The sequence below is a fragment of the Kitasatospora sp. NPDC015120 genome, from assembly GCF_043080305.1.
Taxonomy (GTDB): Bacteria; Actinomycetota; Actinomycetes; order Streptomycetales; family Streptomycetaceae; genus Kitasatospora.
The window spans coordinates 641325-664101 of record NZ_JBIBVJ010000002.1 but is presented as its reverse complement, the minus strand read 5'-3'; the positions used below and the strand labels follow the sequence as shown (position 1 = coordinate 664101).

17 protein-coding genes and 1 pseudogene are annotated in these 22777 nt (G+C 75.4%); 9 read left to right on the top strand and 9 right to left on the bottom strand.

Annotated features, from left to right (window positions below; all coding sequences use genetic code 11):
* Window positions 1-2: 2 nt before the first annotated feature.
* Window positions 3-1022, bottom strand: coding sequence for an alpha-ketoacid dehydrogenase subunit beta (locus ACF1AK_RS07720; RefSeq protein ID WP_391497818.1), 1020 nt, complete (start codon window positions 1020-1022; stop codon window positions 3-5).
* On the bottom strand, window positions 1022-2161 hold the full coding sequence (gene pdhA, locus ACF1AK_RS07715; RefSeq protein WP_391497817.1) for a pyruvate dehydrogenase (acetyl-transferring) E1 component subunit alpha: 1140 nt from the start codon (window positions 2159-2161) through the stop codon (window positions 1022-1024). Before pdhA ends, ACF1AK_RS07720 begins: the two co-directional genes overlap by 1 nt.
* A 149-nt stretch (window positions 2162-2310) precedes the next feature.
* On the opposite strand from pdhA, the gene ACF1AK_RS07710 reads away from it, so the two are divergent.
* A complete protein-coding gene (locus ACF1AK_RS07710; RefSeq protein WP_391497816.1) occupies window positions 2311-2778 on the top strand; it encodes an Lrp/AsnC family transcriptional regulator in 468 nt (155 codons plus the stop codon).
* Window positions 2779-2824: 46 nt separating this feature from the next.
* Here the strand turns inward: ACF1AK_RS07710 and ACF1AK_RS07705 are convergent, their stop codons facing one another.
* Window positions 2825-3409: a TetR/AcrR family transcriptional regulator gene (locus tag ACF1AK_RS07705; RefSeq protein ID WP_391497815.1), complete on the bottom strand. Its 585-nt coding sequence runs from the start codon at window positions 3407-3409 to the stop codon at window positions 2825-2827.
* Between the two features lie 124 nt (window positions 3410-3533).
* On the opposite strand from ACF1AK_RS07705, the gene ACF1AK_RS07700 reads away from it, so the two are divergent.
* The 3 genes from ACF1AK_RS07700 to ACF1AK_RS07690 all read left to right on the top strand — a co-directional run bounded on the left by ACF1AK_RS07700 (window position 3534) and on the right by ACF1AK_RS07690 (window position 8321).
* Window positions 3534-4802: a hypothetical protein gene (locus ACF1AK_RS07700; protein ID WP_391497814.1), complete on the top strand. Its 1269-nt coding sequence runs from the start codon at window positions 3534-3536 to the stop codon at window positions 4800-4802.
* A gap of 132 nt (window positions 4803-4934) precedes the next feature.
* Window positions 4935-6635 (top strand): phenylacetic acid degradation protein PaaN, encoded by a 1701-nt coding sequence (gene paaN / locus ACF1AK_RS07695; RefSeq protein WP_391497813.1) that lies wholly within the window; start codon window positions 4935-4937, stop codon window positions 6633-6635.
* Window positions 6636-6827: 192 nt separating this feature from the next.
* Window positions 6828-8321 carry an FAD-dependent oxidoreductase gene (locus tag ACF1AK_RS07690; RefSeq protein WP_391497812.1) on the top strand — a complete coding sequence of 498 codons (1494 nt, stop codon included), beginning with the start codon at window positions 6828-6830 and terminating at the stop codon, window positions 8319-8321.
* Between the two features lie 46 nt (window positions 8322-8367).
* On the opposite strand, the gene ACF1AK_RS07685 is transcribed toward ACF1AK_RS07690, so the two are convergent.
* On the bottom strand, window positions 8368-8934 hold the full coding sequence (locus ACF1AK_RS07685; protein ID WP_391497811.1) for a CGNR zinc finger domain-containing protein: 567 nt from the start codon (window positions 8932-8934) through the stop codon (window positions 8368-8370).
* Between the two features lie 306 nt (window positions 8935-9240).
* Here ACF1AK_RS07685 and ACF1AK_RS07680 point away from each other — a divergent pair, with 306 nt between their 5' ends.
* The 4 genes from ACF1AK_RS07680 to ACF1AK_RS07665 all read left to right on the top strand — a co-directional run bounded on the left by ACF1AK_RS07680 (window position 9241) and on the right by ACF1AK_RS07665 (window position 13465).
* Window positions 9241-10248: a hypothetical protein gene (locus ACF1AK_RS07680; RefSeq protein ID WP_391497810.1), complete on the top strand. Its 1008-nt coding sequence runs from the start codon at window positions 9241-9243 to the stop codon at window positions 10246-10248.
* A gap of 199 nt (window positions 10249-10447) precedes the next feature.
* The gene (locus ACF1AK_RS07675) at window positions 10448-10915 is read left to right on the top strand and encodes a VOC family protein (protein WP_391497809.1); all 468 of its coding nucleotides are present in this window, start codon (window positions 10448-10450) and stop codon (window positions 10913-10915) included.
* 20 nt (window positions 10916-10935) lie between these two features.
* Window positions 10936-11859: a pyridoxamine 5'-phosphate oxidase family protein gene (locus tag ACF1AK_RS07670; protein WP_391497808.1), complete on the top strand. Its 924-nt coding sequence runs from the start codon at window positions 10936-10938 to the stop codon at window positions 11857-11859.
* Window positions 11860-12091: 232 nt separating this feature from the next.
* Entirely contained in the window at window positions 12092-13465 is a 1374-nt protein-coding gene (locus ACF1AK_RS07665) for a peptidoglycan-binding protein (RefSeq protein ID WP_391497807.1), read from the top strand.
* Window positions 13466-13558: 93 nt separating this feature from the next.
* Here the strand turns inward: ACF1AK_RS07665 and ACF1AK_RS07660 are convergent, their stop codons facing one another.
* The 5 genes and pseudogenes from ACF1AK_RS07660 to ACF1AK_RS07640 form a co-directional block, all read right to left on the bottom strand.
* Window positions 13559-14323, bottom strand: coding sequence for a TrmH family RNA methyltransferase (locus tag ACF1AK_RS07660; RefSeq protein WP_391498045.1), 765 nt, complete (start codon window positions 14321-14323; stop codon window positions 13559-13561).
* Between the two features lie 34 nt (window positions 14324-14357).
* Window positions 14358-16505: an FUSC family protein gene (locus tag ACF1AK_RS07655; protein WP_391497806.1), complete on the bottom strand. Its 2148-nt coding sequence runs from the start codon at window positions 16503-16505 to the stop codon at window positions 14358-14360.
* Between the two features lie 10 nt (window positions 16506-16515).
* Window positions 16516-17615: pseudogene (locus tag ACF1AK_RS07650) on the bottom strand (HTTM domain-containing protein).
* 128 nt (window positions 17616-17743) lie between these two features.
* Window positions 17744-18430, bottom strand: coding sequence for a DUF5819 family protein (locus tag ACF1AK_RS07645; protein ID WP_391497805.1), 687 nt, complete (start codon window positions 18428-18430; stop codon window positions 17744-17746).
* A gap of 119 nt (window positions 18431-18549) precedes the next feature.
* Window positions 18550-19719, bottom strand: a complete 1170-nt coding sequence (locus ACF1AK_RS07640; RefSeq protein WP_391497804.1) for a rhodanese-like domain-containing protein — start codon at window positions 19717-19719, stop codon at window positions 18550-18552.
* 243 nt (window positions 19720-19962) lie between these two features.
* Between ACF1AK_RS07640 and ACF1AK_RS07635 the strand changes: the two genes are divergently transcribed.
* Window positions 19963-22701, top strand: coding sequence for a SpoIIE family protein phosphatase (locus tag ACF1AK_RS07635; protein WP_391497803.1), 2739 nt, complete (start codon window positions 19963-19965; stop codon window positions 22699-22701).
* Window positions 22702-22777 lie beyond the last annotated feature (76 nt).

Here is a 22777-nt window from a genome sequence, read left to right as displayed (position 1 = left end):
CCTCAGTCCTCCCACTGGAGCCGGGCGACCGCGTCCAGGATCCGGTCCACCCCGGGCAGGTGGTGGTGCTCCAGCATCGGCGGCGGGTACGGGATGTCGAAGCCGGTGACCCGCAGCACGGGCGCGGCCAGGTGGTGGAAGCAGCGCTCGGTGACCCGGGCGGCGATCTCCGCACCGGTGCCGCCGAAGCCGCCGGCCTCGTGCACCACCACGGCCCGGCCCAGCGAGCGCACCACCCGGCAGACCGTCTCGTCGTCGAACGGCACCAGGCTGCGCAGGTCCAGCACCGCGAGGTCCCAGCCCTCGGCCTTCGCCACCTCGGCCGCCTCCAGGCAGACCGGCAGCGAGGGGCCGTAGGTGATCAGCACCGCCGAGCCGCCGGTGCGCCGCAGCACGGCCCGCCCGACCGGCTCGACCGGCACGGCCGGGTCGAGCTCCGCCTTGCCCCAGTACAGCCGCTTGGGCTCCAGGAGGACCACCGGGTCGTCCGAGGCGATCGCGGCCCGCAGCAGCCCGTAGGCGTCGGCCACCGTCGCGGGGGTGACCACGTGCAGGCCCGGGGTCGAGGCGTAGTACGCCTCGGAGGCGTCGCTGTGGTGCTCCACCCCGCCGATGCCGCCGCCGTAGGGGATCCGGACGGTGATCGGCAGCGGCAGCCGGCCGGCCGTGCGGTTGCGCATCTTGGCGACGTGCGAGAACAGCTGCTCCAGCGCCGGGTAGGCGAAGGCGTCGAACTGCATCTCCACCACCGGCCGCAGTCCGTACATGGCCATGCCGACGGCGGTGCCGAGGATGCCCGCCTCGGCCAGCGGGGTGTCCAGGCAGCGGTCCGGGCCGAACTCGGCGGTCAGCCCGTCGGTGATCCGGAAGACCCCGCCGAGCGCGCCGACGTCCTCGCCGAGCACGTGCACCGCGGGGTCCTCGCGCATGGCGTCGCGCAGCGCCGCGTTGAGCGCCTGCGCCATGGTCGCGGTGCGGGCGCCGGCGGGGGAGGCGGCAGTGGGGGAGGCGGCCGTCGTCATCAGTGCTGCACCTCGGCCTCGGCGGCCAGCTCCTCGGCCAACCGCGCCGCCTGCTCGCGCAGTTGCGGGGTGGGCTCGGCGTACACGTGGGCGAACAGGGACATCGGGTCGAGCTCCGGGTCGGCGTGGAATTCGGCCCGCATCCGGGCCGCGAGCGCCTCGCCCTCGTCGGCCGCCTCCTGCACCAGGGCGTCGTCCAGCACCCCGAGTCCGCGCAGCGCGCGCTCCATCAGCACAATCGGGTCGTGCTCGCGCCAGGCCGCCACCTCGGCCTCGGTCCGGTAGCGGGTCGCGTCGTCGGCGTTGGTGTGCGCCTCGGCCCGGTAGGTCAGCGCCTCGACCAGGGTCGGGCCGCCGCCGCTCCGGGCCCGCTCGACGGCCTCGGCCAGGACGGCGTGCACGGCGGGCGCGTCGTTGCCGTCCACCAGCCGGCCGGGCATCCCGTAGCCGACGGCCTTGTGCGCCAGGGTCGGGGCGGCGGACTGCGCGCTGAGCGGGACGGAGATCGCGTAGCCGTTGTTCTGGACCAGGAAGACCACCGGGGCCTGGAGCACGGCGGCGAAGTTCAGCGCCTCGTGGAAGTCGCCCTCGCTGGTGCCGCCGTCGCCCAGCAGGGCCAGCGCGACCACCGGGTCGCCGCTCAGCCGGGCGGCGTGGGCCAGTCCGACGGCGTGCGGGCCCTGGGTGGCCAGCGGGGTGCAGAGCGGGGCGGTGCGGCTGGCGCGCGGGTCGTAGCCGGTGTGGGCGTTGCCGCGCAGCAGGGTGAGCGCCTCCAGCGGGTCCACGCCGCGGGAGACCACGGCCAGGGTGTCGCGGTAGCTCGGGAACAGCCAGTCGCGCTCGCCGAGCACCAGCGCGGCGGCGACCTGGCAGGCCTCCTGCCCGGTCGAGGCCGGGTAGACGGCGAGCCGGCCCTGCTTGGTGAGGGTGGTGGCCTGCTGGTTGTACCGGCGGCCGACGACCAGGCGGCGGTACAGCTCGCGGAGCAGGGCCGGGTCGTACGTCTCCAGTGCGGGGGTACCGAGGACCCGGACGGGAGCGGTGTCCGGGAGCAACGGGGCCGGGTCGGTGCGGGGGGCGGTGGCCCCGGGCAGCCAGCCGGGCACCGACGTGCGGTGTCTGTGGTCGAGAACGGTCATCTCGGGGCACCTCCAGGGGTGGCGGGGGCTCCCTACCGATTGTTCGGTCGTCTGTTCATCTTGACCAGAAGCGTGCGAAGGTGGTGGACAATCGGCCCGGGTGGCGGTCGACTGGTGGCAGTTGGTCCAATCCGTGGGGGTGGGGGGTCATGTCGGCTGAACAGACGTCCAGACTCGACCGGGTCGACCGGGCGATCCTGCGGCTGCTGCAGCAGGACGGCCGCGCCTCGATCCGCTCGGTGGCCGAGCGGGTGCACGTCTCGCGGGCGAACGCGTACGCCCGGATATCCAGGATGGTCGAGGACGGCGTCATTCGCGGCTTCACCGCCAGGGTGGACCACGAACGCGCAGGTCAGGGCGCGTCCGCCTACATCACCCTGAAGATCGTGCAGAACTCCTGGCGCACCGTGCGCGAGCAGCTGCTGGCCCTGCCCGGGGTCGCGCACATCGCACTGGTCGGCGGCGACTTCGACGTCCTGCTGCTGGTGCACACCGCCGACAACCGGGCCCTGCGGGAGCTGGTGCTGGGCAGCATCCAGTCCATCCCCCAGGTGCTCGGCACCCGCACCATGCTGGTCTTCGAGGAGACCGACCAGGTCCCCCCGGACCAGCCCTAGACCGGCGACCGGCCCCGACCGGTGAGCGGCCGCCGGACCCGTCCGGTCAGCGCGCCCGCAGACCGTCGAAGGCCAGGTGGACCACCGCGTCCGCGACCCCGTCGGCGCTCTTGTGGCCCGGCCGGTACCACTCCACGATGGAGTTGATCATGCCGAAGAGCAGCCGGGTGGCCAGCCGGGGTTCGACGTCCGCCCGCAGCGCGCCGTCCGCCACCGCGGCCCGCAGCAGTTCGGCCACCTGGTGGTCGAACTCCCGGCGGCGTTCCAGCGCCCACTGCTCGGTGGCCGTGTTGCCGCGCACCCGCAGCAGCAGGGTGACGTAGGGCAGCTCCGCCAGCAGCACCTCGGCGGTCCTCCGCACGACGTGCTCCAGCCGCTCCACCGCCGTCCCGTCGGCCGCGCCCGGCTCGGAGAGGATCCCGAACAGCCCGTCCAGCGCCCGCCCGACGGCGAGCCGGAGCAGCTCCTCCTTGCCGCGCACGTGGTGGTAGATCGACGACTTGGAGATCCCGGCCGCGCGCGACAGGTCCTCCATCGAGGTGCCGTCGTAGCCGCGCTCGTTGAAGACGTCGACGGTCACCGCGAGCAGGGACTCCACGGTGTAGGCGGTACGCGTGGTGTGATCGGCCATCCTCCGAGTATGGCCGCCCGCCCCGGTACCGCGGCGCCCGGGTGCCCTGGTCCACACCAAATCCCGGGCCCACGCCCTAGACTCGGCGGACGATCCGTCCGTGGCCGAGCAGGTGGGGTAGTCGATGAGCGCAATACCGGCAGTCGAGTCCGATCTGCCCGAGCAGCGCAGCGACGGCCCGGCGGACCGGCCCGCGGCCGACTGGCGCGAGCGCGCCCGCGACCTCGTCCTGCGCTTCGGCCCGGCGGTCTGGTGCTACGCCGTGCTGAAGCTGCTCGGCTTCACCGTCTTCATGAAGCTGCTCTCCTTCTCCGGGGACTACCTGGAGAAGCACCCCCGGTTCGGCGGCGGCACCAACCCCTGGGACGTCCTGGCCAGCTGGGACGGCTGGTGGTACCAGCAGGTCGCCCAGTTCGGCTACCACCCGGCGCTGGTGCCGGTCCCCGGGGGCACCACCGGCTTCACCATCGAGCAGAACTCGGCCGCCTTCTTCCCGCTCTACCCCGGCCTGATGCGGCTGGTCTCGGAGATCAGCCCGTTCGGCCTGTACGGCGCCGGGATGCTGGTCTCGGTGGTCGCCTCGCTGTTCGCCGCGGCCGGCATCTACGCGGTGGTGGACCGGATGGCCGGTCCGCGCGCGGGCGTGATCGCGGCGGGGCTGTGGGCGATCGCCCCGGGCTCGGGCGCCGAGTGGGCGCTGTACTCCGACTCGCTGTTCATCGCGCTGGCCGCCTGGGCCTGCTACTTCGTGATGACCAAGCAGTGGGTGACGGCCGGGGCGGTCACCCTGGTCGCCGGCCTCAACCGCCCCACCTCGGCGGCGCTGATCGGCGCGGTCGGCCTGGCCGCGCTGGTGGAGCTGTACCGGCGGGAGAGCGGGGTGCTGCGCCCGCTGACCGCGATGCTGCTGGCCCCGCTCGGGCTGCTCGGCTACGTCGGCTGGGTGGGCTGGCGGATGGGCGACTGGGGCGGCTACTTCACGCTCCAGCGGGACGCCTGGCTGCACTACTTCGACTGGGGCCAGGGCACCTGGAGGGCGGTGCGCGGCATCCTGCTGGGCCGCAACGACTACCCGTTCGCCTACCACACCTCCGACATGCTGGCGACGCTGCTGGTGCTGAGCCTGCCGGTGCTGATCGTGCTGCTGGTCCGGCTGCGCCCGCCGCTGGTGCTGACCGCCTACACCCTGGCGACCATCGTCTCGGTGCTCGGCAGCCTGGGCATCTTCGGCAACACCTCGCGCTACCTGCTGCCGGCCTTCCCGCTGCTGATCGCGCTCGCGGTGGCGATGCGGAAGCTGAGCTGGCCGGTGCTGGCCACCGCGCTCGGCACCGGGGCGCTGGCCTCCGGCTGGTACGCCGGTTACGTCATCTTCGAGCTGGGCATCCCGTAGGCCCCGCCGTCACCGCCCCGCGGGAGCGCGTCCGGAACCGGCCGGACGCGCTTCTTCTTTCCCCCCTTGAGCCGACCGATCGTTCGGTTACTCTGTGACGTGTCCCGTCCTCCCCTCTGAGGAGCGCACACCATGTCCGCAGCGGTCACCCACCCCCACGTCGCCGAGCTCGTCGAACGCCACCGGGCCACCCTGGAGGCCGCCGTCGACGCCGCCGCCAAGCGCGACTACTGGTCGCCCTACCCCGAGTTCCCGAAGGCCTACGGCGAGAGCGGCGCCGCGGACGGCAGGGCCGCCTTCGAGGCGCTGCTGAACCGGCCGTTCGAGCTGCCCGGCCACCCCTCCGACGGCGACCTGGTCGGCGGCGAGGCCTCCCCGTACGGCCTGGAGCTGGGCATCGGCTACCCGCACGCCGGACCGGACGCCCTGATCGCCGCGCTGACCGCCGCCCGCCCGGCCTGGGCCGCCGCCGGGCCGCTCGCCCGCGCCGCCGTCTGCCTGGAGGTCCTGGCCCGGATCAACGCCCGCTCGCACGAGTTCGCCAACGCCGTCATGCACACCACCGGCCAGGCCTACCCGATGGCCTTCCAGGCCGGCGGCCCGCACGCCCAGGACCGCGGCCTGGAGGCCGTCGCCTACGCGTACACCGAGCAGACCCGGCTGCCGGAGAGCGCCGGCTGGACCAAGCCGCAGGGCAGGCGCGACCCGCTGGTGATGACCAAGGAGTTCACCGTCGTCCCGCGCGGCCTGGCGCTGCTGATCGGCTGCAACACCTTTCCCACCTGGAACGGCTTCCCCGGCCTGTTCGCCTCGCTGGCCACCGGCAACCCGGTGCTGGTCAAGCCGCACCCGCGCGCCGTCCTCCCGCTGGCGCTCACCGTCCGCACCGCCCGCGAGGTGCTCGCCGAGACCGGTTACGACCCCAACCTGGTCTGCCTGGCCGCCGAGCACGAGGGCGGCACCGTGGCCGCCACCCTGGCCGTGCGCCCGGAGATCAAGCTGATCGACTACACCGGCTCCACCGCCTTCGGCGACTGGCTGGAGGAGCACGCCCGGCAGGCCGAGGTCTACACCGAGAAGGCCGGCGTCAACACCGTGGTCGTCGACTCCACCGACGACTACCGGGGCATGCTGGACAACCTGGCCTTCTCGCTCTCGCTGTACAGCGGCCAGATGTGCACCACCCCGCAGAACCTGCTGATCCCGCGCGGCGGCATCGGCACCGACCAGGGCGCCAAGTCCTACGACGAGGTGGTCCGCGACCTCGCCGCCGCCATCGAGCGCCTGCTCTCCGACGACGCCCGCGCCACCGCCGTCCTCGGCGCCGTGGTCAACCCCGGCGTGCTGCAGCGCTCGGCCGCCGCGGCCGGCGGGGAGTACGGCGAACTCGCCCTCGCCCCGCGGGCGGTGCAGCACCCGGAGTTCCCCGGCGCGACCGTCCGCACCCCCGCGCTGGTCAAGCTGGACGCCGACAAGCCGGACGACCGCGCGGTCTACCGCAGCGAGTGCTTCGGCCCGGTCTCCTTCGTCGTCGCGGTCGAGGACACCGCCGCCGCGGTCGCGCTGCTGCGCGAGACCGTGCGCACCCGCGGTGCGATGACCGCCTCCGGCTACACCACCTCGCCCGAGGTCGAGGCCGCCCTGGTCGAGGCCGCGCTCGACGCCGGCGTCTCGCTCTCGCTCAACCTCACCGGCGGGGTGTACGCCAACCAGACCGCCGCCTTCTCCGACCTGCACGGCACCGGCGCCAACCCGGCCGCCAACTCCGCCTACTGCGACGGCGCGTTCGTCGCCAACCGGTTCCGCACGGTCGAGATCCGACGCCACAGCTGATCGCCCGCCCGCCTCGGGCGCCGCCGGCCCGGCCCGTCGGGGCGGAGCGCCCCGGGGCCGGCGATCACCTCCGGTCCCCGGCCACTCGCCGGGGGCCGGAGATTCACAACGTCACTCCCGGGCAGCGATGATGGAGGCGGGGAAACGCCACACCCGGCGTCCAGCCGCTGTTCGAGCACCGGGAGCTGACACATGAGCGAGAAGCAGACCGTCACCGACGTCATCGTGGTCGGCGCCGGACCGACCGGACTGCTGCTGGCCGGTGATCTCGCCGCCGCCGGGCTGGACGTCACCGTGCTGGAGAAGCGCACCGCCGAGTCCGGCCTCACCCGGGCCTTCGCCGTCCACGCCCGCAGCCTGGAACTGCTGGACGCCCGCGGCCTCGCCGACGAGCTCATCACCGGCGGCCGCCCCGTCACCTCGCTGAACGCCTTCAACCGGGCCAGGATCGATCTCGGCAGCCTGCCCACCCGCTTCCCGTTCGTCCTGATGACGCCGCAGTACCGGACCGAACGGCTGCTCCTGGACCGGGCGGTGAAGGCGGGCGCGCGGATCCTGCGCGGCGCCGAGGTGACCGGCCTGCACCAGGACGCCGAGGGCGTCACGGTCCGGACCGTCGAGGACGGCGCCGCCGCCACCCACCGGGCCCGCTACGCGGTGGGCGCCGACGGCGTCCACTCCACCGTCCGTGACCTGCTCGGCCTGCCCTTCCCCGGCGAATCGGTGGTCGACTCGATGCTGCTGGCCGACGTCCGGCTCGCACGCGAACCCGACGACGGGCTCGCCGCCGGCGCCGACGACGACGGCCTCGCCCTCCTGGTGCCGTTCGGCGACGGCTGGTACCGGGTCCTCGCCTGGGACCGCAACGAGCGGCTCCCGGACGGCGCCGCACCGGAGCTCGACCTGATCGCCGCCGTCGCCCGCCGCGCCCTCGGCGAGGACTACGGGCTGCACGACGTCCGCTGGAGCTCCACCTTCCACAGCGACGAGCGGCAGGTCCCCAACTACCGCTCCGGGCGGGTCCTCCTGGCCGGTGACGCGGCCCACTGCCACTCCCCGGCGGGCGGCCTCGGCATGAACACCGGCCTCCAGGACGCCGCCAACCTCTCCTGGAAGCTCGCCGCCGTGGTGCGCGGGCGGGCCACCGACGCGCTGCTCGACAGCTACCAGGCCGAGCGGCACCCGGTCGGCCGGGCGGCCCTGCGCATCTCCGGCGCGATGATCCGGGTCGCCGTCGCCCAGTCCGCCGCCACCCGGGCGCTGCGCGGCGCACTGGTCTCGGTCGCCGGGCACCTGGACACGCTCGTCGAGCGCGGCGCCCGCACCGTCTCCGGCATCGGCATCGCCTACCCGGCGCCCAAGGACGCCCACCCGCTGGTCGGCAAGCGCGTCCCGGACCTGCGGCTGACCGCCCTGGAACAGCCCCGCGAGGGCGCCCCGGCCGCTCCCGAGCGGCTCTACGAGGCCCTGCGGGCCGGGAGGTTCGTGCTGGTCAGCAATGACGAGGTGACGGCCGCCGACCCGTGGGCGGAGCGCCTGGTCACCGCCGCCCCGGCCGACCCGCACGGCAAGCTGCGCGACACCGTGCTGCTGATCCGCCCGGACGGCTACGCCGCCTGGGCCGCCGTCGACCCGGGCGCCGGCGAGCTGCGCGCCGCGCTCACCGAGTGGCTCGGCGAGGCCTGACCCGGCTCGCCGGGCGCGGCCCCGGGACGGCCCGGCCGTCCCGGGGTCAGCCCTTGGCCTTCTCGTAGTGCCGGGCCGCCTTCGCCCGGTTGCCGCACACCGCCATGCGGCACCAGCGGCGGCGGCCGTTCTGCGAGGTGTCGAAGAAGTGCAGGATGCACGCCTCGTGCGCGCACTTCTTGATGCGCCGCGGCCCCTGGGCCAGCAGCCCCAGGAAGTCGTCCACCGCCAGCCAGGGGGCCAGCCACCGCGGCTCGTCCACCTCGACCCGGTCCACCGGCCCGGCCGCCGAGGCCTCCCGCCGCACCCGCCCGTGCCGCAGCACCGCGTCCAGCCCGGCCAGCTCGCCGGCCCCGGGCAGCCGGCCCGCGTCCAGCTCGCGCACCGCCGCCGCCAGTGCCTCCCGCGCCTCGCGGAGGGCGGCCAGCCCGGCCCCGTCCGCCGTGCACCGCTGCGCCAGCCCGGCCGAGGAGAGCCAGATCGCGTGGCCGTCCGGCGCGGCGAGCAGGTCGTTGACCGGCACCCCGGCCCACCGCGTGTTCAGCAGGTCGAGCGCGAGCGGCTCGCCGAGCAGCGGGCGCGGGTCCCGCGGGTCTGCTGTCCGCTCCGTCATCGGTACTCCCAGGCTCTCGAACGGTCCCCGAGTCTACGTCCGGCCCCGCCCGGGCGGTTCCTGGCCGGAACAGGACAGCGCCCGGCCGGATCCCGCCGCCCGCCCGGGGAGCGGACGGTGTGTTTCCGTACTGTTTCAAGATCGCTCACCGGGCGGCCCACCCCCCGTGACCACTGTCATACGCACGACTGATGACGTAGCCTCTCGACCGTGCATAGGGTTCCCCACAGCTCGGCGAGGCCATTGACGGCGCGTTCCGGCGCCGCACCGGGTCTGCCGAACCCGCTCGGTGGGGAAGGTAACCACATGGCCTCACAGCACCCCCAGGACGCACGACTCAGACTGGTCGGGCCGCGCCAGGACGCACCCGCGCCCGCTCCGCCGCTGTCGCCCGCGCCGACGCCCGGACGCCCCAGCCCCACCGGCGGCTTCGCCGACACCCTGCATGTGGCGATCGAGGCCAGCGGCCTCAGCCTGGACCGGATCCGCGCCGCGCTCGCCCAACGGGGCGTCAGGGTCAGTGTCACCACGCTAAGTTACTGGCGGCGCGGGCGCAGCCAGCCCGAGCGGGCCAGTTCGCTGCGCGCCGTGCACCTGCTGGAGGAACTGCTCGGCCTGCCGCACTCCACGCTGTCCGCCCTGCTCGGCCCGCCGCGGCCGCGCGGCCGCTGGGCGGCCAACGCCACCACCAGCCACCTGCGGCTGGAGGACGTCTGGCCGGGCGAGCCGGAGATCTCCGACGTGTTCACCGAACTGGACGCGCCGCCGGCCGGCGAGCTGGAGCGGCTCTCGGTCCACGACTCGTACTACGTGGACGCCGACCGGCGCGGCAACCTGCTGCGGCTGCGCCAGGTGGTCCGCGCCACGGTGGCCGGGGTGACCCGCTGCCTGGTGGTGCACAAGGCAGACGAGGAGGGGACCGGCTGTCCGGAGATCACCGGTGTGCGGCACGGCCGGCTCGGCCGGGTGCGCCGCCGCCCGGAGGCCGGGCTGATCGTCGGCGAGGTGATGCTGGACCGTCCGCTGGGCCTCGGTGACAGCACCGTCTTCGAGTACGAGGTGGAGATCCCGTCCGGCGGCGCCCGGACGACCGAGTACAGCCGCCGCTTCGCCACGCCGGTGCGCGAGTACGTGCTCCAGGTCCACTTCGACCCGGCGACGGTGCCGGTGCACTGCGAGCGCTACGACCGCGACCCGGGGGCGGACGTCGACCGCCGCCGCGAGCAGCTCTGGATCGGCGCCTCCGCCAGTGCCCACGTCCTCGCCCCCGACCAGCAGCCGGGCCACATCGGCGTCCGCTGGGAGTGGGAGTAGCCGCTCGGCGGCCCGGCGCCCGCGCGCCCGCTCCGCCGCACCACCCCTCCGCATTCTTGTCATGGCACAGCCATTCCCGGAAAACCTAACCATTGAAGTCGATAGTACTGGTTGACCCGGCCCCACCTAACCCCTACTGTCATCCGCAACGGTTAAGTCCGGCGCCCTCGGGCGCCCCTGCCTCCGGGAGCGACCAGACATGTCCGGCACCATCAGCAGCACCCTGCAGACCGGCCACGTGGGACTGAACGTCACCGACCTGGCCCGCTCGACCGCGTTCTACCGGCGCGTCCTCGGCCTGGAGCCGATCGGGGAGGGCGCCGACGACGAGCACCGCTTCGCCTTCCTCGGCCGCGACGGCCGCCTGGTGCTGACCCTCTGGCAGCAGAGCGAGGGCTCCTTCCCCACCGGCGCACCCGGTCTGCACCACCTCTCCTTCCAGGTCGAGTCGCTCGACGAGGTCCTCGCCGCCGAGGCGCTGCTGCGCGAGCTGGGCGCCTCCTTCGCCCACGACGGCGTCGTGCCGCACCGCGAGGGCGCCGCCTCCGGCGGGATCTTCTTCACCGACCCGGACGGCATCCGGCTGGAGATCTACACCCCGGCGGGCGTCGACGCGACCGGCGCCGAGGCCCCCACCGGGTCCGCCCCGACCTGCGGCTTCTTCTAGGCCCGGGGGAGGCACCCGCGATGACCACCACCGCCGGCACGCCCTACCACCCGGGCGAACGGGCCGCGCAGCACCGGGCCGGGCGGACGGACCGCGCCGACCACTCCGGCCGCGCCATCGGCAGCACCGTCCCGGCCGTGGCCGCCCGCTTCCTCACCGAGCGCCGGGTGCTGGTGGCCGGCGCGGCCGACGCCGACGGGCGGCTCTGGGCCACCCAGCTCAGCGGCCCGGCCGGCTTCCTGGCGGCCGCCGGCGAACGGACCGTGACGGTGGCCGCCCGCCCGGCCGGGGACGACCCGCTGGCGGCCGCCCTGGCCGGGCCCGCCGAGATCGGCACCATCGCCCTGGACCCGGCCGGCCGGCGCCGGATGCGCGTCAACGGCCGCTCCGTGCCCGACGGCCGGGGCGGCCTGGTGATCAGCGCCGACCAGGTCTACGCCAACTGCCCGAAGTACATCCAGCGCCGCCACCCGGTGGACCGCCCGGGGGCCGGCGCGCCCCGCCGGGTGGCGGCCGGGTCCGCGCTCAGCACCGCCCAGCAGCTGCTGGCGGCCACCGCCGACACCTTCTTCGTCGCCACCGCCGGGCCGGGCGGCCGGATGGACGCCTCGCACCGCGGCGGCGGTCCGGGCTTCCTGCGGGTGCTCGGACCGGACCGGCTGCGCTGGCCCGACTACGCGGGCAACAGCATGTTCATGACCCTGGGAAACCTGGAGCTCGACCCCCGGGCCGGTCTGCTCGTCCCCGACTGGGAGACCGGTGGCGCGCTGCTGATCACCGGCGAGGCCAGGACCGACTGGACCGGGCCGGCCACCGACGGCCTGCCGGGCGCCGAGCGCGTGGTCGACCTGACCGTCACCGGCGTCGTCGAACTGGCCGACGCCACCCCGCTGACCTGGACCGAACCCGAGTACTCGCCCGTCAACCCGCCGGCCGTCCGCTGAGGTCCGCCGCCCGACCGCCCGCCACCCCGCCCAGCACCTCCCCTCACCCCCCGCCACACCCGGCACGCTGAATGGCCGTCACCCGTTCGGAGCAGTCCGCCGTGCCGATCATGCGTCCGCTTTGGGACTTTGGTCCCGATAACACGCGGTGTGCCCCTGGGAAGGACCGTGCTGTCACGTCGTCAGCGGCCTGACAGCAGCGCCCCCCATCAGGAGAGACAAGAGGCGGAGAATGACCCGAACCGAGCAGCTGACCCCCCTGGTGGAATTCGACGAGGTGGAGCCGGACGAGGACTGCATATGCGGGGGCTGCTGCGCCCGCCGCCGGGCCCGGCTGCACGCCGCGCCGGTGCACGAGGGCGGACACGCGGCAGCCCGCAGCGTCCGGCGCCGGGCCGCCGTGCTGATGGCCGCCGTCGGCACCGCGCTCGGCGGCGGCGCGGCCGGCGCGGCCACCGCCGTCGCGGCCCCCGCCCCGTCTCCGACCCCGACCCCCGGCGGCTCCACCAGCCCCCGCAGCGAGACCCCGCAGGGAGAGGTCAGCGGCCTCTACGGCGAGTCCCCCTCCGCCCGCTCCTTCGCCGCCCCGCGGGCCGCCGCGGCCCCGGTCACCCGGGCCCAGATCATCGAACGGGCCCAGCGCTGGGTCGACCAGAAGGTCCCGTACAGCATGGGCCGGTACTGGTCGGACGGCTACCGCCAGGACTGCTCCGGCTTCGTCTCGATGGCCTGGGGGCTGGGCAGCAGCCAGACCACCTGGACCCTGCCGGACTTCGCCGACCGGATCACCAAGGCCGAGCTGCAGCCCGGCGACGTCCTGGTCTACAACAACCCGGCCAGCCCGCAGTCCGGTTCCCACGTGACGATCTTCGGCGGCTGGACCGACTCCACCCGCACCCGCTACGTGGCGTACGAGCAGACCTCCCCGACCACCCTCAAGCGCTCCACCCCGTACGCGTACTGGAACAACTCGGCCTCCTACGTCCCGTACCGCTACAAGGGCCTCGCCGGCGGCGGCAGCGGCGGCAGCAGCGGGGGGAGCGGGGGGAGCTCCTCGTCGACGGCCTTCCCCGGGGCCGGAGCGTTCGGCCCGGGCGCCGACAACGCCCACGTCACCGAGCTCGGCCGGCTGCTGGTCCAGCGCGGCGGCGGACGCTTCTACAGCGAGGGGCCGGGCCCGCGCTGGGGCGAGGCCGACCGGCGGGCCACCGAGGCCTTCCAGCTCGCCCAGGGCTGGCGCGGCAGCGAGGCGGACGGCATCCCGGGCAAGGCCACCTGGGACTACCTGGTCAACGGCAAGGGCCGCGACATCACCGGCGGGGGCGGCACCCCGCTGCCGCCCCCGCCGGTCACCCCCGGCACCGGCGTGCCGGCCTTCCCGGGCAGCGACAAGTTCGGCCCGGGCGCCACCAACGACTGGGTGCGCCTGCTCGGCGAGCAACTGGTCCGCAAGGGCTACGGCCGCTTCTACACCGAGGGTCCGGGCCCGCGCTGGACGGACGCCGACCGGCGCAACGTGCAGGCCTTCCAGGAGGCCCAGGGCTGGCGCGGCGCCGAGGCGGACGGCTACCCCGGCCCGGACACCTGGAAGCGGCTGTTCTCCTGACGGATGGTCCCCTGACGGGCCCTCTCCCGACGGGCCTCCCTGCCGGGCCGCTCCCCCGACGGCCCGCCGACCGGACCCGTCCCGGCCGCCGGTTCACACCGGCGCGCCGGGCGGGCGTCCGGACATCCAGTGGAAGAGCCCCATCGCCACGCTGGTCGCCAGGTTGAAGCTGGAGACCCCGGGCCGCATCGGCACCGCGACCAGGGCGTCGGCCCGCGCCTTCAGCTCCGCCGTCACCCCGTGCCGCTCGGTGCCGAAGGCGAGCACCGCGTCGTCCGGGAAGGCCGTCCCCCGGATGTCCGCGCCCTCCGGGTCCAGCACGTAGAGCGGTCCGGCCGGCAGTCCGGGCAGGGACAGCCGCTCGACGGCGGTGGCGAAGTGCAGGCCCGCGCTGCCGCGCAGCACCGCCGGGTGCCAGGGGTCCAGCTCACCGGTGGTGACCACGCCCGCCGCACCGAAGCCGGCCGCGAGCCGGATCACCGCGCCGACGTTGCCCAGGTTGCGCGGGTTCTCCAGCAGCACGACGGGGGCCGGCCGGGGCCGGACGGCCAGCGCGGCGCGGTTGGCCGCGGCGGTGGGCCGCACCGCCAGCGCGATCACCCCGGTCGGGTGCAGCCGGGGCGCGAGCGTGCGCAGCGCGGCCCCGGGCAGTTCGGCGGCCAGCGCGTCCAGCGCGGGCGCGACGTCCGGGGCCAGTTCGGCGGCGAGCGCCAGCAGCGCGGCGCGGTCGGCGGTCAGCACCTGCCGGACGGTGCCGCCGAACCGCAGCGCGTGCTTCAGCGGGTGGAACCCGTCCAGCAGCACCGTCCCCGGCTCCTCGGCCCCGGCCCGCCAGTCCCGCAGCAGTTCCTCGTTCACCCCGCTCACTCTGCCATCCCCGGCGGGGGCCGCCTCAACGCCCCGTGGGCTCCGGCTCGCGTCGCTCGGCGGCGGCCGCCGTGCCACCGCCGCGCAGCGCCCGTTCGAGGTCCTTCAGCGCCTGGAGCAGCAGCCGGGTGCCGGCGCGCACGACGTCCCCCTGCACCCCGGCCGGCTCCTCGGCGAGCCGCCGCTCCAGCTGGTCCTGGGCCTCCCGCACGGCGCCGAACTCCACCGGCTGCCCGGTCAGCAGGGCGCCCGCCGCCAGCGCCGTCGCCAGCCGCAGTTCCTCGGCGAACTCGGCCGCCCCGGGCACCGGCTCGGCGTCCGCGGCGGGCAGGTGGGCCTCCAGCAGCACGGCGACCCGCCCGAGGTGGCCGACCGCCGCGCGGGCGCGGTCCAGCTGGCGCCGGCTCACCCCGGGCAGCCCGGAGGCGTGCCGGCCCGGCTCGGCGTCGGCCCGCTGCATCGCCTGGAGCAGCTCCGAGCGCGCCTCCCGGGAGTCCAGCAGCGCCGCGCGGACCTCCCGGCCGCGCGGCGCGGCCGGCTGCGCGTAGACGGCGATCACCTCGGCCGCGTACCGCCCGGCGGCGGCCAGCCACTCGGCCAGCCGCTCGCCGAGCCGGGCGGTCTGCCAGGTCGGGAAGAGCGCGTAGACCAGCAGCGCGACCGAACCGCCGAGCAGGGTGAGCCCGACCCGCTCCACCGCCGTGGCCAGCGGGTTGCCCTCCTGGAGCCCGAGCAGGAAGACCACGTAGGAGGAGATGCAGGTGGTGATCACCGCGTAGCCGGTGCGGAAGGTGAGGTAGGCCCCGGCGATCGAGACCACCGCGAGCGCGGCCAGCACCCACTCGCCGGGCCTGGCCAGCTGCACCACCAGGGTGGAGGCGGCCACCCCGACGACCGTGCCGGCCAGCCGGGCCACCCCCCGGCTGTAGGTCTGCGCGAAGTCCGGCCGCATCACCATCGCGGCGGTCATCGGCGCCCAGTAGCCGTGGTGGAAGCCGGCCAGCCGGGCCAGCAGATAGGCGGCGGTGACCACCCCGGACAGCCGCACGGCGTGCTGGAACACCGCCGAGTGCGGGTGGAACTGCCGCCGCACCGCGCGCAGCGCCGTCGGCAGCATCCGGATCAGCGGCGGCTTGCGCAGCGCCCCGCCGGGCTGCAGGACGGGGGTGTCGATGGTGTCCTCGGAGCTCCGGTCGAGCGCGTCGGCGGCCTTGCGGAGCAGCCCGGCCAGTCGGCGGGCGGCCCGGCGGGCGGCGCCGCGCAGCTCCGGCCCCTCGGTCCGGGCGACCAGGGTGAGGGACGGCGCCGAGCGGGGCAGCTGGAGCGGGTCGCCGGTGCGGACCGCCCGGGCCAGCGCGTCCATCGCCTCGGCGGAGGCGGCCAGCACCTCCCGGGCCCGGTCGCGTTCCGGTCCCTCCTCGGGGGCGCCCACCTTGGGATCGGCGATCGCCGCCAGGGTGGGCCGGATCCGCTCGGCGATCCCGCGCAGGCCGCGCAGTTCGGGCGGTCTGCGCCGGTCCTGCCAGGGCGTCAGCGCGGCGGCGTGCCGGGCCTCCATGAACGGCTCCGGGTCGACGTGCGCGGTCGGGTCCTGGCGCAGCCGGCGGGCGTAGTCGGCCAGTTCGGCGTAGGTGTCGGCGAGCGCCTCCCGCTGGGCGGTCCAGCTGCCGATCGGCCAGAGGGTGATGACCAGCGCCTGGACGCCGCCGCCGAGTGCGCAGACCAGCCCGTGGCCGAGCGCGGTGAGCGGGCTGACCGGCAGTTGGACGACGATCAGCATCACCGAGAGGGTGTTGGCGGCGACCACGCCCGCGGTCGGCCCGATCGCCCAGGCGAGCCCGGCGCCGAACGCCCAGACCGCCAGCAGCACCGGGAAGACCCCGGTCACCCCGGCCGCCAGGTAGCCGAGGAAGGTGCTGACCCCGAGTCCGATCCCGGCGGCGACGGCCAGCGTGGCCCGGGGCCGGAAGCTGCGCTGGAAGGTCGCCGTCCCGGCGATGAACGCGCCCATCGCGGCCGAGGTGGCGAGCCGGGCGTCGCCGAGCGCGAGGGTCGGGAAGAGCACCAGGGCGACGGCGAGCGCTCCGCGCACCGCCCGTTTGGGGTCGGTGAGCGCCCGGTCGATGGTCAGTCCGGTCCGCGCGGTGTCTCGAAGCGCGGCGAACCAGGACATACCGGTCAGCTTAGTGGCGGCCCCCGGGGCGGATCCGCGCGACCCGCTCCCCGGCCCACAGCAGCGCCGCCGTCGGCAGGAACACCGCGTCCGCCGCGATCATCGCCAGCGAGAACACCGGCAGCCCGAGCAGCACCGCGATCCCCGCGTGTTCGGCCATCATCACCACCAGCAACGCGTTCTTGATCCGCCGGTTCACCAGCGTGAACGGGAAGGCCACCTGGAGCAGCACCGTCCCGTAGGTGATCAGGAACACCGGCAGCATCGCACCGGCGACCAGCCCGGACAGCCCCGGCCAGGGCGTGAAGTAGTCCAGGTGCAGCGGGTAGTACAGCGCGGTGCCGTCCTGCCAGCGCGAGCCCTGCACCTTGTACCAGCCGGCCGTGGCGTAGATCAGCACCACCTCGACGGCGATCACCAGCATCGCGCAGTTGTGCACCATGGTCGCCAGCGCGTCCAGCACCGCCCGGGTCTCGCCCGCGGGGCCGCCCGGTCCACCAGCCACCACAGCCCGGCCACCGCCCAGAGCACCCAGAACAGCGGACCCCAGCCGACGTACGGGAACGCCGGGACCGTCCAGTCCAGGCTGTTCCCCGAGAAGCTCCCCAGCTGGCAGACCAGCAGCACCGCGCCGAGCACCGCCCACAGCACCACCCCGCCCACGCCGTCCCGCCCGGACCGCACCCGCCGGGCGTCCAGCGACCACACCTCGGCGCAGCGGGTGAAGACCAGGTACACCGCCATCAGGTGGACGATGTTGTCGCCGCCGTCCCCGAGGAAGACGTTGCGGTTCTGCAGCGACAGCACGGTCACCAGGAACAGCACCGTGGCCGCCCTGGTCCGCCGGCCGAGCAGCACGGCCAGCGCGGCCAGCACCGCCAGGTGGTAGACCAGCTCGAACCAGAGCCGCCCGCCGAACCAGGGAAGCACCGTCAGCGCCCCGTTGTCGGCCAGCAACCGCTCCGCCAGCTCCATCGACCAGGGCGAGGTGTCGCCGTACAGCAGCCGCCGGTCCGGCCACTCGCGCAGCAGGTACGCCAGCCAGACCAGCCCGAAGCCGATCCGCACCGTCGCCGCCTGGTACCGCCCCAGCACCCGGCCGGCGAACACCTCGAACGCCCGGGCGGCCGGCCCCGGCCGGCGCGCGGCGGGCGGCGCCCCCTCGCCGGCCGGCGGCCCGGGCCGGCGGGGGATCCCGTCCTGCAGCAGCTCCGGCGCCCCGGCCGGGACCGGGCCGCTCACCACAGCTCCCGCAGGTCCTCGTCCCGCACCGGCCACCAGGGCAGCTCGCGCACCTTCGGCGCGGGCGGCGCCGCCTCCCCGCTCCAGTCCGGCGGCGCGACAGTCGTCGTGGTCACCCGCAGTTCGACCGCCACCACCGGCCGGCCCCCGACGCTGCGGCCGATCCGCTGCACCGCGATCCGCTTCAGGTAGTCCTCGGCGAGCCGTCCGCGCTCCGTGGTCGCCGACTCGTCCTGGGCGCTGTGCGAACCGTCGTAGAAGTCCCACGCCCGGCGCAGCAGGTTCTGGTCGGCGTGACCGGGCGCCGGATTGCCCCGGATCGCCGCGATGTCCTGCGCCGTCAGCCCCACCCACCCGTGGACCACGGCGTCGCCGTCCGCCGACACCGTGCGCACCCGGGCGTCCACCGCGACGTTCTGCTGCAGCGGATTGGGCGCGAACAGCTTCCAGTTCTGCTCGAACTCGGGATAGACCAGGCCGTCCAGCTGCTCCCGGTACTCCCGGGAGAGCGAATTGGCGGGCGCCACGTGCAGGAAGACCGCGCCGAGGAACAGCCCGGTGGCCGTCAGCAGCAGGACGGCGGCCGTGCCCAGGACGACCCGGGCGCCCGCCGAGCGGACCGGGCCGGCGGGCGGCGGCGGCGTGCTCTCGGCGTTCTCGGCGGCCTCGGCACTCTCGGCCATGAACTCCCCCGGGGACGGGTGGGGCCGGCACCGCGCCGGCCCGGTCGCGCGCCCATCCTGCCCTAATCCCGGCGCTCTGCGGAGCCCCCCGGGCGCACGGGACCGGAGGCCGCGGCCCCCTACAGGACGAAGGCGTCCCGCCCGTCGCTGCTCACCATCGGACGGCCCGCGCCCTCCCAGGCGTACATCCCGCCGTCCACGTTGACCGCGTCCCGGCCGTTCTGCACCAGGTACTGGACGACCTGCGCGGAACGCCCGCCGACCCGGCAGAGCACGTACAGCTTCGCGTCCGGCAGCTCGCCGATCCGCGCGACCACCTCGCCGACAGGGATGTGCAGCGCGCCCTCCACGTGCCCGGCGTCCCACTCGTCCTGCTCCCGGACGTCCAGCAGGGCGGCGTCGGCGGGCACGGCGGCGGCGTCGATGGTGGGGATCTGCGCGAACATCGTCTGGTTCTCCTGGGCGTCGGGATCGGCCCCGCCATTGTCCCCCACCGGCGCGCCGAGCAGCTCCGCCAGCTCGGCCTGCTGCGCGGCGGCCTTGGCCAGCAGCTGCTCGGCCAGCTCGGTCAGCAGGCCGTCCGGGTCCTGCGGGGCCAGCGCCAGCAGCTCGCCCATCGCGCTGCGCTCCAACCGGACCTGCTCGGCGGCGAGTTCGCCGATCCGGCCGGTCAGCCACGCCAGCCGGCGGCGCAGCCAGTCCAGCCGGTCGGGGGAGTCCGCGGCGGGCGCCGCCTCGGGCGCGGTGGACCACTCGGCCGCCAGCGCCTCCAGCGCGGCGGTGTCGCCGTAGGCGTAAACCTCGTTCACCCGGGCCAGGAACGCCGCCCGGCGCCGCTGCTCCTCCGGGTCGGTGGAGAGGTCCGGGTGGGCGCGGCGGACCAGCTCGCGGTAGATCCGCTGGGCGTCCCGGCCGGGGCGCACCCGGGCGGGCGCGGCCGGCGGCGGCGGGGCGTCCTCCTGCTCGCCCCGCTCCCGGACGCTGTCGAACAGTGCGTCCAGGTCCGGCAGCTCCTCGACCCTCCGGCGCGCCTCACGGGCCCGCCGGAGGTCCTCCGGGTCCCCGGTGCGGGCGGCCACGGCCTCGGCGAGCAGCGCGTCCAGCTCGTCCAGCCGGGCGTACAGCGGCCCGAGCAGCTGATGGTGGATCAGCGCGAAGTTGTCGATCTCGACCCGCAGCGTCCGCACGTCGACGTCCATGGTGAGCCACGCGAGTTCGGCGGCCTCGACCCGCTCCTCCAGCTCCTGCTGCTCCGGATCGGTCCAGCGGACCGGGATCTGCGCGGTCACCTCTCGCCTCCTCCTGCGTGCCGTCCTGCGACCCTACCGCCCGCCCGCACGGTGCCGTCGCGCGGTGGACGGGGAGTGCGGACCGGCGCACGGCACGTGACACGCAACTGATACCGAGGAATCTCCCCGTTTCGCTATCGACTCCCGGCCCGTCCGTGCTTCGCTGGTATCCGCACAGCATGCCTTCCTCCGGAGAAACGGCCGTCTCCAGACATGGCGGCCAGGCGGGAGCAGACCGAATCCATGGTGGACGATCCCAACTCCACACCGCGTCCGGCGGGCACCGACCCGGGGCCCGGCGCCACACCGGGTGACCAGCCGTCGGGGGTGGTCGCCCTGGTCCGGCTCGCCCTCGTCCTGGTCGACCGCGGCGGCCGGATCACCCAGTGGAGCCGGGCCGCCGAGGAACTGTTCGGCCACCGCGCCGAGGCCGTCCACGACCGGCCGGCCGCCGGACTGCTGCCCTCCGCCGAGCCGCGCAGCGTGCCCGGCCAGGCCGCGCTCCCGGCCTCCGGCCGCCGCCGGGACACCTTCACCACGCTCGCCGAACTGACCTCCGCCGGCGCCGCCTGGGCGGGACAGCTGCCCGTGGTCGACCGCGAGGAGCACCTGCGCGACGTCCTCTGGTGGGCCTATCCGGTGGACGGCCCGGCCGGCGGACTGCTGGCGCTGGCCGCCGACGCCCGCCCGCTGCGCTCCTCCGGCCCCCGGCTGGCCGTCGGCGAGCGGCAGCTGCCGTTCGCCGCCGCCCCCGGCGCCCTCGGCGGCTTCCACCGGCTCTCCGCCGCCCTGACCACCGCCGGCCGGCCGGTGCCCGGACCGCTCGCCGCGCTGCTGCCCGGCTCCGCCGAACGCCGCGGACCGCTGCTCGCCGCCCTGACCCGGGCCGGGCTGCCCGCCCTGCGGCTGGACCCGGCCACCGTGCTGCCGCTGCGCCCGGCCGACCCGGCAGCCGGCACCGCGCACGCCGCGGCCGGGATCGGCCGCCGCTACCCGACCGCACAGCAGCGCACCGCCCGGCTCGGCCCGCCGCCGCAGCCCGAGCAGTCCGCGCCCGGCCGCCGCCCGGCCGGTCCGCTGCCCGCCCAGCGCGAGACCGCCGCCGCGTCCGCCCAGGCCGCCGCCGCCCCCGCCGCCGGCCTCGGCGCGCCCGTCACCGGCCCGGTCGTCCCGGCCCCGCCGCGAGGAGGCACCACCATCGAGCAGAGCACCGCCGTGCCGCCCGCCGACGCGCCCGCCCACGGGCACCGGCACCCGGACGGGCCGGCCGCGCCGGCCGCCGTCCCCGCGCCGTCGGCCGGCCGGTTCGGCCCGTTCCTCACCAACGGCCATGCCGGCGAGCAGCTGGCCCTGCTGGGCGAGGTCGGCGGCAAGGTCGGCACCACCCTCGACCTCGGCTTCACCGCCCACGAGCTGTGCCGGGTGCTCGTCCCCCGGGTCGCCGACTTCGCCTGCGTCGACCTCGTCGACGGCCTGATCTCCGACTCCGAGCTGCCCGAGGCCCGCCCGGACGACGACACGATGCTCCGCCGGGTCGCGCTCGTCCGCAACGAGTCCAGCGGCCAGTGGGACCACGTGCTCGCCGAGGGCTCCCTGGTCGCCATGCCCCGCCGCACCCCGCCCGGCATGGCCCTCCAGCTCAACCAGCCGGTGCTGGTCCCGGTGATCGCCCGGGACGTCGCGGTCGACTACGCCGCCGCGCTCGGCGGCCCGGAGCTCGTCCCGGTGGTCTCCGGCCGCTCGATGCTGGTGGTGCCGCTCTCCGCCCGCGGCACCGTCCTCGGCATCCTCAAGCTGCTCCGGCTCCCCGACCGCGGCCCCTTCGACGAGGGTGACGCCGCCACCCTCAAGGAGCTGGCCGCCCGGGCCGCGCTCTCGCTCGACAACGCCCGGCTGCACCGGGCCGAGTCCCGGGTCGCCACCACCCTCCAGCGGTCGATGATCCCGACCCGCCCGCCGCAGATCCCCGGCGTCCAGATCGCCCACCGCTACCTGCCCGGCGACTCCCGGGCCGAGGTCGGCGGCGACTGGTTCGACGCGATCCAGCTGCCCGGCAGCCGGGTCGCCCTGGTGGTCGGCGACGTCATGGGCCACGGCCTGCACTCGGCCGCCGCGATGGGCCGCTTCCGCACCGCGATGCAGACCCTCGCCGCCCTCGACCTGCCGCCCGGCCAGCTGCTGCGCCATCTGGACAACCTGGCCCACAAGCTCGGCGACGACCACCTCGCCACCTGCCTCTACGCGGTCTACGACCCGATCAGCCGGACCTGCGAGCTGGCCAGCGCCGGCCACGTCCCACCGGTCCTGGTCCACCCGGACGGCACCGGCGAGCTGCTGGAGATCCCGGCCGGCGCCCCGATCGGCGTGGGCGGGGTCCCGTTCGTCGCCAAGACCATCGACGTCTCGGACGGCTCGATGCTGGTGCTGTGCACCGACGGCCTGGTCGAGGTGCGGGGCGGCGACATAGGAGCCGGCCTGGCCGCGCTCTGCGGCAATCTGATCGACCCCACGCAGAGCCCCGAGCAGGCCTGCGACGTGGTCCTGGACCGGCTGCACTCGGACGACCGGAAGGACGACGTCGCGCTGCTGGTGGCCCGCTTCGACGGGGTCCCGCCGAGCGAGGTCGCCACCTGGGACCTCACGGTCGACCAGCGCGAGGTCGGCCGGGCCCGCACCCTGGTCCGCGAGCAGCTCGCCGCCTGGCACCTGGAGTCGCTCAGCGACACCGTCGTGCTGCTGGTCAGCGAGCTGGTCACGAACGCCGTCCGGGTCGCCCGCGACCGGGTCCAGCTCCAGCTGATCCGGGTCGACAAGCTGCTGGTGGAGGTGAGCGACGACAACCACAACCTGCCGTCGCTGGAGCCCGCCGAACAACTCGGCGAGACCGGCCGCGGCCTCACCCTGGTCACCAAGCTCGCCGACCGCTGGGGCACCGCCCGCAAGGCCGTCGGCAAGGTCGTCTGGTTCGAACTGCCGCTCTGATCCGGAGCCCACTCGCCTCCGGGCCGCTGGGACCCGGCGCCGACGGCCGGCGCCGGGGGGGCGGCCCTTCGGCTCG

What these genes read in the sequence shown, in the direction of transcription:
- ACF1AK_RS07720 (WP_391497818.1), bottom strand. Translation starts at nt 1,022, where the DNA reads ATGACGACGGCCGCCTCCCCCACTGCCGCCTCCCCCGCCGGCGCCCGC.
- pdhA (WP_391497817.1), bottom strand. Translation starts at nt 2,161, where the DNA reads ATGACCGTTCTCGACCACAGACACCGCACGTCGGTGCCCGGCTGGCTG.
- ACF1AK_RS07710 (WP_391497816.1), top strand. Translation starts at nt 2,311, where the DNA reads ATGTCGGCTGAACAGACGTCCAGACTCGACCGGGTCGACCGGGCGATC.
- ACF1AK_RS07705 (WP_391497815.1), bottom strand. Translation starts at nt 3,409, where the DNA reads ATGGCCGATCACACCACGCGTACCGCCTACACCGTGGAGTCCCTGCTC.
- ACF1AK_RS07700 (WP_391497814.1), top strand. Translation starts at nt 3,534, where the DNA reads ATGAGCGCAATACCGGCAGTCGAGTCCGATCTGCCCGAGCAGCGCAGC.
- paaN (WP_391497813.1), top strand. Translation starts at nt 4,935, where the DNA reads ATGTCCGCAGCGGTCACCCACCCCCACGTCGCCGAGCTCGTCGAACGC.
- ACF1AK_RS07690 (WP_391497812.1), top strand. Translation starts at nt 6,828, where the DNA reads ATGAGCGAGAAGCAGACCGTCACCGACGTCATCGTGGTCGGCGCCGGA.
- ACF1AK_RS07685 (WP_391497811.1), bottom strand. Translation starts at nt 8,934, where the DNA reads ATGACGGAGCGGACAGCAGACCCGCGGGACCCGCGCCCGCTGCTCGGC.
- ACF1AK_RS07680 (WP_391497810.1), top strand. Translation starts at nt 9,241, where the DNA reads ATGGCCTCACAGCACCCCCAGGACGCACGACTCAGACTGGTCGGGCCG.
- ACF1AK_RS07675 (WP_391497809.1), top strand. Translation starts at nt 10,448, where the DNA reads ATGTCCGGCACCATCAGCAGCACCCTGCAGACCGGCCACGTGGGACTG.
- ACF1AK_RS07670 (WP_391497808.1), top strand. Translation starts at nt 10,936, where the DNA reads ATGACCACCACCGCCGGCACGCCCTACCACCCGGGCGAACGGGCCGCG.
- ACF1AK_RS07665 (WP_391497807.1), top strand. Translation starts at nt 12,092, where the DNA reads ATGACCCGAACCGAGCAGCTGACCCCCCTGGTGGAATTCGACGAGGTG.
- ACF1AK_RS07655 (WP_391497806.1), bottom strand. Translation starts at nt 16,505, where the DNA reads ATGTCCTGGTTCGCCGCGCTTCGAGACACCGCGCGGACCGGACTGACC.
- ACF1AK_RS07645 (WP_391497805.1), bottom strand. Translation starts at nt 18,430, where the DNA reads ATGGCCGAGAGTGCCGAGGCCGCCGAGAACGCCGAGAGCACGCCGCCG.
- ACF1AK_RS07635 (WP_391497803.1), top strand. Translation starts at nt 19,963, where the DNA reads ATGGTGGACGATCCCAACTCCACACCGCGTCCGGCGGGCACCGACCCG.